This is a genomic window from Streptomyces sp. SYSU D01066-1 (assembly GCF_054956795.1).
On record NZ_JBUDHV010000005.1, the window covers coordinates 118,228 to 132,691 of the forward strand.

The 14,464-nt window shown below is 74.6% G+C and carries 15 protein-coding genes; 7 read left to right on the forward strand and 8 right to left on the reverse strand.

Annotated features, from left to right (window positions below; all coding sequences use genetic code 11):
- The first annotated feature begins 147 nt into the window (after positions 1-147).
- Positions 148-846: an O-methyltransferase gene (locus ACY1JF_RS07260; RefSeq protein ID WP_462704280.1), complete on the forward strand. Its 699-nt coding sequence runs from the start codon at positions 148-150 to the stop codon at positions 844-846.
- Positions 847-932: 86 nt separating this feature from the next.
- Here ACY1JF_RS07260 and ACY1JF_RS07265 read toward each other — a convergent pair whose 3' ends face one another.
- On the reverse strand, positions 933-1,100 hold the full coding sequence (locus ACY1JF_RS07265; RefSeq protein ID WP_003966491.1) for a DUF3117 domain-containing protein: 168 nt from the start codon (positions 1,098-1,100) through the stop codon (positions 933-935).
- 361 nt (positions 1,101-1,461) lie between these two features.
- Here ACY1JF_RS07265 and chcB point away from each other — a divergent pair, with 361 nt between their 5' ends.
- Positions 1,462-2,265, forward strand: a complete 804-nt coding sequence (gene chcB, locus ACY1JF_RS07270; protein WP_462704156.1) for a 2-cyclohexenylcarbonyl CoA isomerase — start codon at positions 1,462-1,464, stop codon at positions 2,263-2,265.
- 8 nt (positions 2,266-2,273) lie between these two features.
- Here the strand turns inward: chcB and ACY1JF_RS07275 are convergent, their stop codons facing one another.
- Positions 2,274-2,852 (reverse strand): DNA-3-methyladenine glycosylase I, encoded by a 579-nt coding sequence (locus ACY1JF_RS07275; RefSeq protein WP_462704157.1) that lies wholly within the window; start codon positions 2,850-2,852, stop codon positions 2,274-2,276.
- Positions 2,849-3,220 carry a DivIVA domain-containing protein gene (locus tag ACY1JF_RS07280; protein WP_462704158.1) on the reverse strand — a complete coding sequence of 124 codons (372 nt, stop codon included), beginning with the start codon at positions 3,218-3,220 and terminating at the stop codon, positions 2,849-2,851. The genes ACY1JF_RS07275 and ACY1JF_RS07280 overlap by 4 nt, the downstream gene beginning before the upstream one ends.
- Positions 3,221-3,438: 218 nt before the next feature.
- On the opposite strand from ACY1JF_RS07280, the gene folP reads away from it, so the two are divergent.
- Complete coding sequence (gene folP, locus ACY1JF_RS07285) at positions 3,439-4,299, forward strand: dihydropteroate synthase (protein WP_462704159.1); 861 nt, start codon at positions 3,439-3,441, stop codon at positions 4,297-4,299.
- Between the two features lie 12 nt (positions 4,300-4,311).
- Here the strand turns inward: folP and ACY1JF_RS07290 are convergent, their stop codons facing one another.
- Together ACY1JF_RS07290 and dapE are read right to left on the reverse strand one after the other, a co-directional pair.
- Entirely contained in the window at positions 4,312-5,070 is a 759-nt protein-coding gene (locus ACY1JF_RS07290) for an LOG family protein (RefSeq protein WP_462704160.1), read from the reverse strand.
- Between the two features lie 111 nt (positions 5,071-5,181).
- Positions 5,182-6,261: a succinyl-diaminopimelate desuccinylase gene (gene dapE, locus ACY1JF_RS07295; RefSeq protein WP_462704161.1), complete on the reverse strand. Its 1,080-nt coding sequence runs from the start codon at positions 6,259-6,261 to the stop codon at positions 5,182-5,184.
- 83 nt (positions 6,262-6,344) lie between these two features.
- Here dapE and ACY1JF_RS07300 point away from each other — a divergent pair, with 83 nt between their 5' ends.
- On the forward strand, positions 6,345-7,373 hold the full coding sequence (locus ACY1JF_RS07300) for a heavy metal transporter (RefSeq protein ID WP_462704162.1): 1,029 nt from the start codon (positions 6,345-6,347) through the stop codon (positions 7,371-7,373).
- 298 nt (positions 7,374-7,671) lie between these two features.
- Entirely contained in the window at positions 7,672-8,073 is a 402-nt protein-coding gene (locus ACY1JF_RS07305) for an ATP-binding protein (protein WP_462704163.1), read from the forward strand.
- A gap of 108 nt (positions 8,074-8,181) precedes the next feature.
- Here the strand turns inward: ACY1JF_RS07305 and ACY1JF_RS07310 are convergent, their stop codons facing one another.
- On the reverse strand, positions 8,182-9,255 hold the full coding sequence (locus ACY1JF_RS07310; protein WP_462704281.1) for a bifunctional succinyldiaminopimelate transaminase/glutamate-prephenate aminotransferase: 1,074 nt from the start codon (positions 9,253-9,255) through the stop codon (positions 8,182-8,184).
- Positions 9,256-9,434: 179 nt separating this feature from the next.
- Positions 9,435-9,755 (reverse strand): ferredoxin, encoded by a 321-nt coding sequence (gene fdxA, locus ACY1JF_RS07315; RefSeq protein ID WP_003973842.1) that lies wholly within the window; start codon positions 9,753-9,755, stop codon positions 9,435-9,437.
- A 141-nt stretch (positions 9,756-9,896) separates the two neighbouring features.
- Here fdxA and ACY1JF_RS07320 point away from each other — a divergent pair, with 141 nt between their 5' ends.
- Together ACY1JF_RS07320 and ACY1JF_RS07325 are read left to right on the forward strand one after the other, a co-directional pair.
- Positions 9,897-10,955 carry a GNAT family N-acetyltransferase gene (locus tag ACY1JF_RS07320; protein WP_462704282.1) on the forward strand — a complete coding sequence of 353 codons (1,059 nt, stop codon included), beginning with the start codon at positions 9,897-9,899 and terminating at the stop codon, positions 10,953-10,955.
- A 59-nt stretch (positions 10,956-11,014) separates the two neighbouring features.
- Positions 11,015-11,944, forward strand: a complete 930-nt coding sequence (locus ACY1JF_RS07325) for a transglutaminase family protein (protein ID WP_462704164.1) — start codon at positions 11,015-11,017, stop codon at positions 11,942-11,944.
- A 64-nt stretch (positions 11,945-12,008) separates the two neighbouring features.
- Here ACY1JF_RS07325 and ACY1JF_RS07330 read toward each other — a convergent pair whose 3' ends face one another.
- Positions 12,009-14,354 (reverse strand): hypothetical protein, encoded by a 2,346-nt coding sequence (locus tag ACY1JF_RS07330; protein WP_462704165.1) that lies wholly within the window; start codon positions 14,352-14,354, stop codon positions 12,009-12,011.
- Positions 14,355-14,464 lie beyond the last annotated feature (110 nt).

A 14,464-nucleotide genomic window follows, 5' to 3' on the forward strand; every position in this document is an offset into this window, starting at 1 on the left:
GAGAATTTGATGCGAGCTGACCCGGCTCGTACGGCTGCGTCATCACTTGCTCGGCGTCCCGGTCCGTTCCCTGGTCCATCCCCTGCCCCCGTCGCAGCCCCGCCCACTCGGTCCTCTCGTCCCCCACCCCTTCAAACGACCGGTCCCATCTGCGGGTTCCCGACGCCAACGGATACAGTCACGCCGAGGCTTCGACGGGGACAGGAGAGGGTCATTACCGGCAACCGGCAGACGAGCTGGGCGCTCGCCGACGCCTATGTCGCCGAGGACGACACGCTGCTCTGGGCCCGTGACCGGGCCCACGAGGCGGGCCTGCGCTCGGTGACGCCCGGCACGGGCTCCGCGCTGCGGCTGCTCGCCGCCGCCGTGGACGCCAAGGCGGTCGCGGAGATAGGCACCGGCTGCGGTGTCTCCGGTATCCACCTGCTGCACGGCATGCGGCCGGACGGCGTGCTCACCACGGTCGACCCCGAGCCGGAGCACCAGCAGTTCGCCCGCCAGGCCTTCCGCGCCTCGGGGTTCGCCAGCAACCGGGCGCGCTTCATCCCGGGCCGGGCCCTGGACGTCCTGCCCCGCCTCGCGGACGCCGGCTACGACCTCGTCTTCTGCGACGGCGACCGGCTGGAGTACCTCGACTACCTCGCCGAATCGTTGCGTCTGCTGCGGCCGGGCGGCCTGGTCGTGTTCGAGGGCGTCTTCGCCCACGGCCGGACGGTCGACTCGGGGCCGCAGCCCACCGAGGTGCTGCGGCTGCGCGAACTGCTGCGGGCGGTGCGGGAGAGCCAGGAGCTGGTGCCCTCGCTGCTGCCGGTGGGCGAGGGCCTGCTGTGCGCGGTGAAGCGGTAGCCGCGGCTTCGCCGGGGCCACGACGACAGTCGCCCCGGTACCGCGTGCGGTACCGGGGCGACTGGACAGGTATGGTCGCTCGCGCGTCAGCCGACGACCTTCTTGAGGGCGTCGCCCAGTGCGTCGGCCTCGTCGGGGGTCAGCTCGACGACGAGCCGACCGCCGCCTTCGAGCGGAACGCGCATGACGATGCCCCGCCCCTCCTTGGTCACCTCGAGCGGGCCGTCACCCGTCCGCGGCTTCATGGCCGCCATGCTCGTTCCCCTTCCTGATACCAGTTCATCGTCCAGGCCGACGGCCCGCGAGGGCACGCGCAGCCCCGTACACGGGACACGCGACACCGGCATCGAACACATTGCTTCCAGGCCATTATCCCGCATCGCAGGACCCGATGACCAACATCGGTCGGCATCGCTTGGGCAACGCACGCGAGCAAAACCACTCAATTCAGGGACGGAACTGCGATACTGCGCGCCCGCACGCACTTCCACCGAACGAATACGAACCGGAACTCTTTGACGGAGGTCACACCTCCAGCGCCGGTGATCTCCGACATGCTGTCCCTCGGACAGGACAGGACAGGGACAGGACCGGACGACGCGGAGGGGACACGCCATGACCGACACGGTGCTCTACGAGGTGAGCGACGGACTCGCGACGATCACGCTGAACCGCCCCGGGGCGATGAACGCGCTGGACATCGAGACCAAGGCCGCCCTGCGGGACGCGGCGCGCGCCGCGGCGGACGACGGCGCCGTGCGGGCGGTGCTGCTCACCGCCGCCGGTGACCGGGCGTTCTGCGTGGGCCAGGACCTCAAGGAGCACATCGGGCTGCTGGCCGCCGACCGCGAGACCGGCTCGGGCCAGACCATGAGCACCGTGCGGGAGCACTACAACCCGATCGTGCGGGCGCTGGCCGGGGCGCCGAAGCCGGTGGTCGCCGCGGTGAACGGGGTGGCGGCGGGGGCGGGCCTCGGCTTCGCGCTCGCGGCGGACTACCGGATCGTCGCGGACACGGCGACGTTCACCACCTCGTTCGCGGGCGTGGCGCTGACCGCCGACTCCGGGGTCTCCTGGACGCTGCCCCGGGTGGTCGGCCCCGGCCGCGCCGCCGACCTGCTGCTCTTCCCGCGCACCGTCACCGCCCAGGAGGCGTACGAGCTGGGCATCGCCAACCGTCTGGTCCCGGCCGGCGAGCTGCGTGCCGAGGCCGAGAAGATTGCCCGCGCGCTGGCCGAGGGGCCGACGGTGGCGTACGCGGCGCTGAAGGAGTCGATGGCGTACGGGCTGACGCACTCCCTCGCCGAGACGCTGGAGAAGGAGGACGAGCTGCAGTCACGGGCGGGCTCCTCGCAGGACCACGGCATCGCGGTGCGGGCGTTCGTGAACAAGGAGAAGCCGCGGTACCTGGGCCGGTAGCCCGCCGCTCAGGTGCGCCGGGCCACGCAGTCCGCCAGGTGGTCGTCGACCAGTCCGCACGCCTGCATCAGGGCGTACGCCGTCGTCGGGCCGACGAAGCGCAGGCCCCGCTTCCTCAGCGCCTTGGCCAGGGCGGTCGACTCGGCCGTGACCGGCGGGACGTCGGCCGGGGACCTGGGGGCCGGGCGGCCCGCCGGGTCGGGGGCGTGGGACCAGACCAGCTCGTCCAGCTCGCCCGGGTCCCAGCCGGCCAGCACCCGCGCGTTGGCCAGGGTCGCGTCGATCTTGGCGCGGTTGCGGATGATGCCCGGGTCGGCGAGCAGCCGCTCGCGGTCCTCGTCGGTGAACCCCGCCACCGCCTCGATCCCGAACCCGGCGAAGGCGGCGCGGAAGCCGGGCCGGCGGCGCAGGATGGTGATCCAGGACAGACCGGACTGGAACGCCTCCAGGCTGAGCCGCTCGAACAGCGCGTCGTCGCCGTGGACCGGGCGGCCCCACTCCTCGTCGTGGTACGTGACGTAGTCGGCGGTGGACAGCGCCCAGGGGCAGCGCGGAGCGCCGTCCGGGCCGATCGCGGCGGCGCTCAACCGCCCTCCTCCTCGGACCGCCTCTCCAGGGGGGCCCGCTTCTCCACGGAGACGGCCTCCTCCCCGGACCGGGCCCCCGCGAGGGCGGCCTCCAGGTCGGCGATGCGGGCGTCGCGCTCGGCCAGCTCGGCGCCGAGCCGGCCGAGGGCGTCGTCGACGTCGGCCATGCGGTAGCCGCGCAGGGTGAGCGGGAAGCGCAGGCTGTCCACGTCGGCGCGGTTCACCGGCCGCTCGGCGGGCAGCGCGTCGGCCGGCCGCTCGGGCGGGGCGTCGGGCAGCGGGCCGCTCTGGCCGCCGCCGACCACGGCGAGGGTCACCGCGGCGACCACGACGGCGAGCGCGATGACGAGGAAGAGGAACATAACCACCGCTGGGGCCCCCACGGTCGATGATCTCGATGATCGGACGGAGTCGGTACGGAGTCGGTACGGAGTCGGAGTCGGTACGGACCCCGGACCGGTACGGACAGGAGTCGGGTGTGTCAGGTCGATCGTGCCATGCGAGTCTGACAGGCGGGGCCGCGGGCGGACCGCGACCGGACCGCGCACAGGGCGCGCGAAGACTCTGGGAGAAGGAGACACAGGGGATGCTCAGGCTGGGCAGGCGCGTGTTCGAGGCGCACGAGCCGGTGATCATGGCGATCGTCAACCGGACCCCCGACTCCTTCTACGACCGGGGCGCCACCTTCCACGACGAGCCGGCGCTGGCGCGCGTGGAGCGGGCCGTCGCCGAGGGGGCCGCGATCATCGACATCGGCGGGGTGAAGGCCGGTCCCGGCGACGAGGTGAGCGCCGAGGAGGAGGCGCGGCGCACGGTCGGGTTCGTCGCCCAGGTGCGCCGGCGCTTCCCGGACGTCGTGATCAGCGTCGACACCTGGCGGCACGAGGTCGGCGAGGCCGTCTGCGAGGCGGGCGCGGACCTGCTGAACGACGCGTGGGGCGGCGTGGACCCCAAGCTCGCCGAGGTCGCGGCCCGCTACGGCGCCGGCCTGGTCTGCACCCACGCCGGCGGCGCCGAGCCGCGCACCCGCCCGCACCGGGTGACGTACGACGACGTCATGGCCGACATCCTGGAGGTGACGCTGGGACTGGCCGAGCGGGCGGTGGCCCTCGGCGTGCCCCGGGAGTCGGTGCTGATCGACCCGGGGCACGACTTCGGCAAGAACACCCGGCACAGCCTGGAGGCGACCCGGCGGCTCGGTGAGATGACGCGGACCGGGTGGCCGGTGCTGGTCTCCCTGTCCAACAAGGACTTCGTCGGCGAGACCCTGGACAAGCCCGTCAAGGAGCGGCTCCTGGGCACCCTGGCGACGACGGCGGTCTCGGCCTGGCTGGGCGCGCGGGTGTACCGGGTGCACGAGGTGGCCCAGACCCGGCAGGTGCTGGACATGGTGGCGTCCATCGCCGGTCACCGGCCCCCCGCGGTGGCCCGCCGGGGGCTGGCGTAGCGGCGCGGGAGGTCAGCGCCCGGCCTCCTTGGAGACCAGCGCGACCGCCTCGTCCACGTCGTCCGTCAGGTGGAACAGCAGCAGGTCCTGCTCGGCCGCCTTGCCCTGGGCGATCAGGGTGTTCTTCAGCCAGTCGACCAGGCCGCCCCAGTACTCCGTGCCGAACAGGACGATCGGGAAGCGGGTCACCTTCTGGGTCTGGACCAGGGTGAGGGCCTCGAAAAGCTCGTCGAGGGTGCCGAGGCCGCCGGGCAGGACCACGAAGCCCTGCGCGTACTTGACGAACATCATCTTGCGCACGAAGAAGTAGCGGAAGTTGAGGCCGATGTCGACGTACGGGTTCAGGCCCTGCTCGAAGGGCAGCTCGATGCCGAGGCCGACCGAGGTGCCGCCCGCCTCGCAGGCGCCCTTGTTGGCCGCCTCCATGGCGCCGGGGCCACCGCCGGTGATCACCGCGAAGCCGGCCTCCACCAGACCGCGGCCCAGGCGGACGCCGGCCTCGTACTCCGGGGAGTCCGCAGGCGTCCGGGCGGAGCCGAAGACGCTGATGGCGGGCGGGAGTTCGGCGAGCGTGCCGAAGCCCTCGATGAACTCCGCCTGGATGCGCAGCACCCGCCAGGGGTCGGTGTGCACCCAGTCGGTGGGCGCCCGCTCGTCCAGCAGCCGCTGGTCCGTGGTGCTCGGCTTGACCTGCTCCCGCCTGCGCAGGACCGGCCCCGTGCGCTGCTCGTCCGGCGGCTGCTTCTTGCCTTCTGGGTTGCCGGTGGGCATGCGGAGCTCCCTTGCGTCGTGCCGTCGTTCCGCCTCAGCGTAGATCCACGCGGGTTACGTCCGGGGTACCTCAGCATGTCCGCCGTGCAGCGGCTCAAACCATATGGGTGATCAGGCGGTGAGCCACGCGCGCAGGCGTTCCTCACCCGCGAGGATCTTCGCCACTTCCACGCGCTCGTCGCGCTTGTGCGCCAGGTGCGGGTTGCCGGGGCCGTAGTTGACCGCGGGGACGCCGAGCGCGGAGAAACGGGAGACGTCCGTCCAGCCGTACTTCGGCTGCGGGGTGCCGCCCACCGCCTCGATGAAGGCGGCGGCGGCCGGGTGGGAGAGCCCGGGCAGGGCGGCGCCGCTGTGGTCGTCGACGACGAACTCCGCCACCCCGCAGTCCGCGAAGACCTCGCGGACGTGGGCGAGCGCCTCCTGTGGCGAACGGTCGGGGGCGTAGCGGAAGTTGACGGTGACCACGCACTCGTCGGGGATCACGTTGCCGGCCACTCCCCCGAGGATCCGGACCGCGTTGAGGCCCTCGCGGTACTCCAGGCCGTCGATCACCGGGTACCGGGGCTCGTAGGCGGCCAGCCGGGCCAGGATCGGGGCGGCGGCGTGGATGGCGTTGGACCCCATCCAGCTCCGCGCGGAGTGCGCGCGCTCGCCCGCGGTCTTCAGCAGCACCCGCAGCGTGCCCTGGCAGCCGCCCTCGACCTGCCCGTCGGACGGCTCCAGGAGCACCGCGAAGTCGCCCGCCAGCCACTCGGGGTGCGCCTCGGCCACGTGCCCCAGTCCGTTGAGGTCGGAGGCGACCTCCTCGTTGTCGTAGAAGACGAAGGTCAGGTCGCGGTTGGGGGCCGGGACGGTGGCGGCGATGCGCAGCTGCACCGCCACGCCCGCCTTCATGTCGCAGGTCCCGCAGCCCCACAGCACCCCGTCCTCGTCCAGCCGCGAGGGCACGTTGTCCGCGATCGGCACCGTGTCGATGTGCCCGGCGAGGATCACCCGCTCCCCGCGCCCGAGGTCCGTGCGGGCCACGACGTTGTTGCCGTGCCGGTCGACCGTCAGGTGCGGCAGGGCGCGCAGGGCGTCCTCGATCGCGTCGGCGAGCGGCTTCTCGGAGCCGCTGACGGAGGGGAGGTCGACCAGCCGGGCGGTCAGCTCGGCGGCGTTCAGCGAGAGGTCAAGCGGGGTGTCGGCCATGACACCGACCCTAACCCCTGCCCTTGGGGGCACACCTCGTGCCTGACCGGGCACCGGCCGTGCCCTCCAGTACCTTGTTCCCCGTGCCACCGCCGCCCCTCACCAGCAAGCGCCGCGGCCGTCTGCTCCGTTTCGGCGCGGCCCTGACGGTGCTGGCCGCGCTCGCCGGGTACCTCGTGGCGCAGTACCTCACCGCGGGCACCGGCGCGATGGGCTGCGCCGTCGTCTCCGCGGCGGACGGCGACGAGGAGTACGGGTTCACACCGGAGCAGGCGGTGAACGCGGCGACCGTCACGGCCGTGGGCACCGCGCGCGGCCTGCCCGAAAGGGCGGTGACCATCGCCCTGGCGACCGCGCTCCAGGAGTCGGCGCTGCACAACGTCCGCCACGGCGACCGGGACTCCCTCGGGCTGTTCCAGCAGCGGCCCTCCCAGGGCTGGGGCACCCCGGCCCGGATCATGGACCCGACGTACGCGGCGGGGAGGTTCTACGACCGTCTGGTCGAGGTGCCCGGCTACACGCGGCTGCCGCTGACCGTCGCCGCCCAGCGGGTGCAGCGCAGCGGCTTCCCGAAGGCGTACGCCAGGCACGAGCCGTACGCCGCGCTGCTCGCCGCCGCCCTGACCGGGCGGTCCGCGGCCACGCTGACCTGCGCGGGACGTCCGGGCGCGGTCCGGGCCGGCGGTCCGCGGGCGGTACGGGCGGCGCTGGTGCGGGACTTCGGGCGGGCGGTGCTGCGGCCGGCCGACGCGGCGGCGGACGCCTCGCCGGCGGCCCCGTCCGCGCGGTCCGCCCGCGCCGCGCAGGGCGCGGGAACCGCACGGCGGGCGCCGGCGGCGGGCGGTGCCGACGGACGGACCGTGACGCTGCCGGTGGCCGCCGGGGCGGGCCCGGAGACCGGGCGGAGCGCCCGGCACCGCGGCTGGCAGCTGGCGCACTGGGCGGTGGCCAACGCCTCGGCGCTGCACATCGAGCGGGTGGTGTACGCGGGGCGCGAGTGGCGCGCGGGGGCGGCCTGGAACACCGTCGGCCGGTGGCGGGCGCTGGCGGCGGCCGGGGCCCGGGGCGCGGAGCGGAGCACCGGGTCGGTCCGGATCGTGACCGCGCGGTAGACCCGGCCGACCGTGCGAGTCCTCACCCGGGCGGATTATTCGGACGGCGTCCGGGCGACAACGCGGGCACCTTTCCCCTCGGTCACCGGCCGGACGCCGAAACCCTTGGGAACACAGGGCTGCGAGGCATTCGGCGGACTTTCCGGCCGGGCCCTTTCGCCCCTTTTCCTCCGCACTCGACAATACGACTCATTGCCAACTCTTTGCGTTGTGCTGCCGCAACCTTCGCGGCCTTCGAGCGGTAGTCACTGCGTCCGAGAGGACCCCACCACTGTTGACCTTCCGTCGAAGGAGCATCATGTCCCTCCCCCTGACCCGCCGGATCGCCCGTGCCGCGCTGCTCGTCGCCGCGGGAGCGGCTGCCGGGGTCGGTGCGGCCGGCTCCGCCAGCGCGGCCCCGGAGCTGCCCGCCGCCCCGAACCTGAGCGGGCTGAGCGCCCTGGACGGCGCGAACGTCGGCAACACCGTGGACTCCGCCGCCCAGAAGGTCACCAAGACCGCGGGCGAGTCCGGCGGCAAGGCCGTGCGGAAGAGCGTGCCGGCCGCGGGCAAGACCGGTGGCTCGGTCGTCAAGAAGGCCACGCCGGCCGCGCAGAAGGCCGCCGGGGACACGGCCGGCTCCACCGGGGACCTCGTCGGCGAGACCGCTCGCACCCTGCCGGCCCCTTCCGTCGGCAAGGGCCTGCCGCTGGGCGGCTGACACCCCGTTCGCGTCACGACGGCGGGGTCCGGGGGAACGCTCTCCCGGACCCCGCCGTCGCCGTTGCCGGCCGCTGTGCGCGTTGTCCGCCGTCGCCCGTCGGGGCCGTCAGGACAGCCGTTCCACCGCCGCGCGGACCCGTTCGTCCGTCGCCGTCAGGGCGACGCGTACGAAACGGTCGCCCGCCGGGCCGTAGAAGTCGCCCGGGGCGACCAGGATGCCCCGCGCCGCCAGGTGGGAGACGGTCTCCCAGCAGGACTCGTCGCGCGTGGCCCACAGGTAGAGACTGGCTTCGCTGTGCTCGATGCGGAAGCCGTGGCCGAGCAGCGCCTCGCGCAGGGCGGTGCGGCGGGCGGCGTACCGCTCGCGCTGGACGCGGACGTGCTCGTCGTCGCCGAGGGCGGCCACCACGGCCGCCTGGGTCGGCGCGGACGTCATCATGCCGCCGTGCTTGCGGATCTCCAGGAGCGGGCCGAGGACGGCCGGGTCGCCGGCGAGGAAGGCGGCCCGGTAGCCGGCCAGGTTGGAGCGCTTGGACAGCGAGTGCACCGCCACCAGACCGTCGTACGAACCGCCGTTGACGTCCGGGTGCAGGACCGAGACCGGGTCGGCCTCCCAGCCCAGCTCCAGGTAGCACTCGTCGGAGACGACCAGCACGCCGTGCTCGCGGGCCCAGGCGACGATCCGGGTCAGCTCGGCCTTGGAGAGGACCTTCCCCGTCGGGTTGGACGGGGAGTTGAGCCACAGCAGCCGCAGGCCCGCCGGGTCCAGCTCGGTGGGGTCGTCGTAGGCGACGTACCCGGCGCGGGCCAGCCGGGCGCCGACCTCGTACGTCGGGTAGGCCAGGCGGGGGAAGGCCACCGTGTCGCCGGGGCCGAGGCCCAGCTGGGTGGGGAGCCAGGCGACGAGTTCCTTGGAGCCGACGACCGGCAGGACGTGGCGGTGGGTGACGTCCCGGGCGCCGAGCCGGCGCTCCACCCAGCCGGTGATCGCGTCGCGCAGGGCCGGGGTGCCCCAGACCGTCGGGTAGCCCGGGGAGTCGGCCGCGTCGACCAGAGCCTTCTGGATCAGCTCGGGGACCGGGTCGACCGGGGTGCCGACGGACAGGTCGACGATGCCGTCCGGGTGCGCGGCGGCCGTCTCGCGGTAGGGCTCCAGCTTGTCCCAGGGGAAGACGGGCAGGCGGTCGCGCGGCGACTCCCCGTGAGGGGGGCGGCGGGCGGCGGGCGGCGGGTCGGAGACTGCGGACACGGTTCTTGGCTCACTTTCGTCGGTACGGCAAACGCCTCGGTCCCGTCCGGCGCCGATCGGGGGCGATCAGGCCGTACGGGACCGAGGCGGCGCGGGTGTGCGGACCCCCGCTACTGGTTCTGCGGCGGCAGCGCGGCGACGAAGGGGTGGTCGCGCTCGATCAGACCCAGCTTGCTGGCGCCGCCGGGCGAGCCGAGCTCGTCGAAGAACTCGACGTTCGCCTTGTAGTAGTCCTTCCACTCCTCGGGAGTGTCGTCCTCGTAGAAGATCGCCTCGACCGGGCAGACCGGCTCACAGGCACCACAGTCGACGCATTCGTCCGGGTGGATGTACAAGGACCGCTGGCCCTCGTAGATGCAGTCGACCGGGCACTCCTCGATACACGCCTTGTCCTTGACGTCGACACAAGGCTGCGCGATGACGTAGGTCACGCTGTCGTTCCTCCTCGATACGGGCGCTGGCGGGCCTCCTCAGGCTCCGCCGCCTGGCGCGCGGGAGCGCGGCGTCGTCGATGCCCGCCTCTAGTATCTCCGTTCTTGGGCATGATCCGAACAGGAGGGGTGAACCGACCCGTGGAAATCTCCGGCGCTGGGCGTCTGAAGGTCCGTATCACCGCCGCTGACGTGGGAAAACGCGTTTCGGTGCGGCGGTGGGCGGAGGGCGACGCGCCGGGTGGGAGGTTCACCGACACGGTCGGCGTTCTCACATCCTGGGACGATGGCGTGCTGCTGATCACACGCAAGAGCGGCGAGACCGTCCGGATCGGTGAATCCTCGCTGGTCGCGGGCAAAGTGGTGCCTTCCGCCCCGGCCCGCCGCCGGGGTCCGGCCGCCTCCTGGGAGGAGCTGGCGCGGGTCGCCTCCCGGGGCTGGCGGCCGGTGGAGAGCGAGCGTCTCGGCGACTGGGAGCTGCGGGCCGCGGTCGATCCGGTGCCGCGCGGAGCGCGTGCGCGGGGGGCGGCGGCCGGGCGGCGGGCGGGCTTCACGCGGCGGGCCAACTCGGTGCTTCCGCTGGGCGGTCCGGGCCTCCCGCTCGACGACGCGCTGACCGCCGTACGGCGCTGGTACGGCGAGCGCGGCCTGCCCGCGTACGTCCAGACCGCCACCGGGGCCGAGGGCACGCAGGAGGCGCTGTGCGCGGAGCTGGCGGAGCGGGGCTGGACGCGGGAGGTCAGCGCCGAGCTGTGGACCGGGAGCCTGGCGCCGGTCGCCGACCGGGCCGAGGGCGCGGGGGTCACCCTGTCCCGGACGGCGGACGAGGCGTGGCTGGCGCGCTACCAGCGCAAAGGCATGAGCGAGGTCGCGCTCAAGGTGCTGGGCGCGGGGCCGTCGGTGTGGTTCGCGACCGTGCCCGGCACCGAGGAGGGCGGGGCGCCGGCCGCGATCGGGCGGTGTGTCGTGGACGGGCGCTGGGCCGGGTTCGCGGCCGTCGAGGTGGACCCCGCGCTACGGCGCCGGGGGCTGGCCCGCGAGGTGATGGCCGCGCTGGCCCGGCGGGCGCTGGCGGAGGGCGCGTCGGCGGCCTGGCTGCAGGTCGAGACGGACAACGCCGGTGCCCGGGCGCTGTACGGCGGACTGGGCTTCGCCGCGCACCACGCCTACCACCACTACCGGGCCCCGGACGGCTCCTGAGCGGAGCGCCGGCGGAACCGGACCGGTGACCGATCGCTGCGAGAGGGCATCCCCCAGCCATGTATTCCCCCGTCCCCCGTCCCCCGTCCCCCGAACGCTCCGCCGGCCTGCGGCGCCGGTTCGCCCAGGAGGTCCGGTCCGAGCGGCCCGACCTGGCCACGCTGTGCCTGCTGGTGGGCGCGGTGGCGGACGGCTCCCTGGACGAGGCGGGCGTCGACGCCGCGCAGCTGGAACTGGACCGGCTGGCGGGTCGGCTCCCGTTCCGGCCCGGCGGGCCGCGCGCCTGGGCGGTCGCGCTGCGCGAGCTGCTCGGCGAGGGCCACGGGTTCCGGGGCTCGGCCGCGGACTACCGGCGGCTGGACTCGTCGCTGCTGCACCGGGTGCTGGCGCGGCGGCGGGGGCTGCCGATCCTGCTGTCGGTGGTGTGGATCGAGGTGGCGCGGCGGGCGGGGGCGCCGGTGTACGGGGTGGCGCTGCCGGGGCACTTCGTGGTCGGGTTCGGGGCGGGGGCCGGGGCGGATTCCCCGCCGGGCGCCGGGGCGGATTCCTCGCCGGGTTCCTGGCCGGGTTCCTGGCCGGGGGCGGAGCAGGTGCTCGCCGATCCGTTCGACGGGGGTCGGCTGCTGTCCGGGAGGGACGCGGAGCTGCTGGTGACCGGGGCGACGGGGGCGCCGTCGCGGCCGTCGGCGCTGGGGCCGGCCGATCCGCTCGACGTGGTGCTGCGCATCCTGAACAACGTCCGGGCGTGGGCGGCGGCGCGGCCCGAGCGGTCGGATGTGGCGCTGTGGGCGGTGGAGCTGTCGCTGCTGCTGCCGTCGCATCCCGCCCGGCTGCGGTACGAGCGGGCGCGGCTGCTGGTGGGGCGGGGGGACTTCCTGGCGGGGGCCGCGGAGCTGGAGGCCTACGCGGAAATCGTGGAGGCGGTGGACCCGGCCGCCGGGGAGCGGGTGCGAGGCGAGGCGTCGGCGGCCCGGGCCAGGCTGAACTAGCGGCTCGGGCCGGTGACGGCCCCGCGCTCCGTCCGGGGGCGCCCGGTGGGCGCCCCCGGACGGGTCAGCTCGGGTCGGTGTCGATGACCGCGACCCGGTCGGTCTCGCTCAGCAGGGCCTGGCGCAGGGCGCCGTAGACGTCCTCGGGGGTGACCGCGGTCTTCTCGCCGTTGGCGCGGGTGATCAGGACGCCATCGAAGGTCTGGCCGTAGAGCTCCTCGAGCGCGTCCAGGTCGGGCTTGTCGACCAGCTTGCCGTTGACGGCCGTGACCCGGAGGAACTTCCACAGCGAGTTCTGCGGGCTCATCTCGATGGTGTGCGCCGCGTCGGTCTGCACGACCACGTTGGCCGACATGGCCGGTTCGGCGAACTCCTTCATCTCCCGGTCGACCTCGGCCTTGGTGACCTCGGGCTGCCTGGCGGTGGTGGGGACCTCCACGGTGGCGGAGGAGCCGGTCTCGACCTGGGTGCGGTACGCCTGTGTGACGGCGTCGGCCGACTTGTCCGCGTCGATGCCCTGACCCGCCTTCGGGTACACGGCCACGGCCTTGCCGGACTTGAACTCGATCGTGCCCTCGGTCATGGAGCCGGAGCCGCCGGCCGCCTCTTCCAGGGCGGCGTGCAGCTTCTCCTCGTCGACCGGCATCACGGGGTCGACGACCCGGTGGTTGCCGAAGAGCGCGGCGATCACGGAGACCGGGTTGTAGTCGCTCCGGGCGGCGATGTCGACCGTGGCCTGCGTGTCGAACTGGAGCCCCGCCTGGCCCGGCTTGAGCGCGACGGACTCACCGTCGACGGTGAGCTTCAGCTCCTTGTCCACCCGCTTCTCGAAGGTGGCGTCGAGCTTCTCGACGGCGTCGTCCCGGGTGCTGCCGCCGATGTCGACGCCGAGCACGGTGGTGCCCTTGGGGACGTCGGAGTGGTTCATCAGCAGCCCGGCGCCGTAGACGAGACCGCCGACGACGATCACGGCGCCGACGAGCAGGGGGAGCTTCCCGCGGCCCTTCCTCTTGGCCGGCGCGGGCTTGGCGGCGGCCGGTGCCGCGGCGGGCTCCAAACGCGCCGGGGACGTCCGCGCCGACGGTCCGCCGGCGGGGGCACCGCCCTGGAACGGTACGGAGCTGTCGCCGGGCACGACCGGGATGCCGCTGGTGACGGTGTTGCCGGAGACGTTGTCCCGGTCGCCGAAGGGGGCGCCGCCCGGGGGTCCGGGGACCGGCGTCTGCGGGGTGAGGACCGCCGTGTCGTCACTCAGTCCGGCGCCGGGGGTGCGGGGGGCGGCGGGGGCGGTGTCGGGGGCGGTGCCGGTGTCCGGGGCCGCGTGGGCGTGCGGGCCGGCCGTCACGCCCAGACCGCCCATGATGCCGCCGACGCCCGTCGGCCGGGAGCCGCCGCCCGGTACGCCGGGGGTGCCGGGGCCGGCGGGGGTACCGGGGCCGGCGTGGGAGCCCGGGCCGGCGTGGGTGCCGGGGCCGCCGAAACCGTCCGGTCCGCCCGGACCGCTCCGCCCGCCCGGTCCGGCCGTGTCCGTCGGCGGCGTCAGGAGTCCGTCGCCGGTCACCGGGCCGCCCGTCGGGCCCGCGGGGCCGCCCGGCGCGTCGAAGCCGCCGGACGTCCGGTCACCGGAACCGGGCTCGGAGAAGAACGGCAGGTCGTCGCGGCGCGGCTCCGGTCCGGCGCCCGGCCGGGAACCGTCGCCCAGGGGACCGATGGCCAGCGCCTCGGTCACGTCGAAGGAACCGGTACCGCCGCCGTGTCCGGGCGCGACGGGCCCGCCGGTCGCCCCGGCGCCGCCCGTGGCGGACGAGCGGGAGCCGCCCGGCGCGCTCGTGGAACCGGCCACGCCACCGGGCCGTCCGCCACCGGCACCCGCCGCCCCGGTGCCCGCGGCAGCGGCGCCCGCGCCCGGACCACCGGGCAGACCCGCTCCCTTGGTGGCGCCGCCGCCCTGGCCGCCCTTGGCCGCCGGGGACTTGCGGGGCGCGAACCAGTCACTGGTCGGCTTCTGCGCACCGGACCCGCCGGACCCGGCGGCCCCTACGGGACCGCCGGGCCCCACCGGTCCGGAGGACCCGCCGGGCCGGGCGGGCTCGACGGGGGCCTCGACGGTCCGCGTGGGGGCGTCCGGTGCCGGAGCCTCGGCCTCCGGCTCGCCCGTGCCGTCCTCGGCGCCACTGACCGGCTTGCGCATCACCACGGGCGGGATCGGCCGCGACCCGGGGATGTTGATCCGGACCCGGGTGGTCAGCGTCGTCTCGGTCTTGCGCTCGTCCGGCCGCGCGGCCGGACGTCCCGTGTCCGCGCCGGCGTCGGGCCCCGTCGGCGTCCCGTAGGGCGGCGTGCCCGACGGGTACGCGGCCGAGCCGCGCCCGTGGGGTCCGGAGGACGGAGTGTCAGTTTCACGACTCAAGGCAGGTTCTCCCGGTTGGCTCCGCCGCCCGGCGCGCCTTCACAGCGGGCGGCTCGGCGGCGCGCACCACCATACTGGCCGCTGTTCACGCGCATCCCGAGACCACCGGG

What these genes read in the sequence shown, in the direction of transcription:
- ACY1JF_RS07265 (WP_003966491.1), bottom strand. Translation starts at nt 1,100, where the DNA reads ATGGCGGCCATGAAGCCGCGGACGGGTGACGGCCCGCTCGAGGTGACC.
- chcB (WP_462704156.1), top strand. Translation starts at nt 1,462, where the DNA reads ATGACCGACACGGTGCTCTACGAGGTGAGCGACGGACTCGCGACGATC.
- folP (WP_462704159.1), top strand. Translation starts at nt 3,439, where the DNA reads ATGCTCAGGCTGGGCAGGCGCGTGTTCGAGGCGCACGAGCCGGTGATC.
- ACY1JF_RS07290 (WP_462704160.1), bottom strand. Translation starts at nt 5,070, where the DNA reads ATGCCCACCGGCAACCCAGAAGGCAAGAAGCAGCCGCCGGACGAGCAG.
- dapE (WP_462704161.1), bottom strand. Translation starts at nt 6,261, where the DNA reads ATGGCCGACACCCCGCTTGACCTCTCGCTGAACGCCGCCGAGCTGACC.
- ACY1JF_RS07305 (WP_462704163.1), top strand. Translation starts at nt 7,672, where the DNA reads ATGTCCCTCCCCCTGACCCGCCGGATCGCCCGTGCCGCGCTGCTCGTC.
- ACY1JF_RS07325 (WP_462704164.1), top strand. Translation starts at nt 11,015, where the DNA reads ATGTATTCCCCCGTCCCCCGTCCCCCGTCCCCCGAACGCTCCGCCGGC.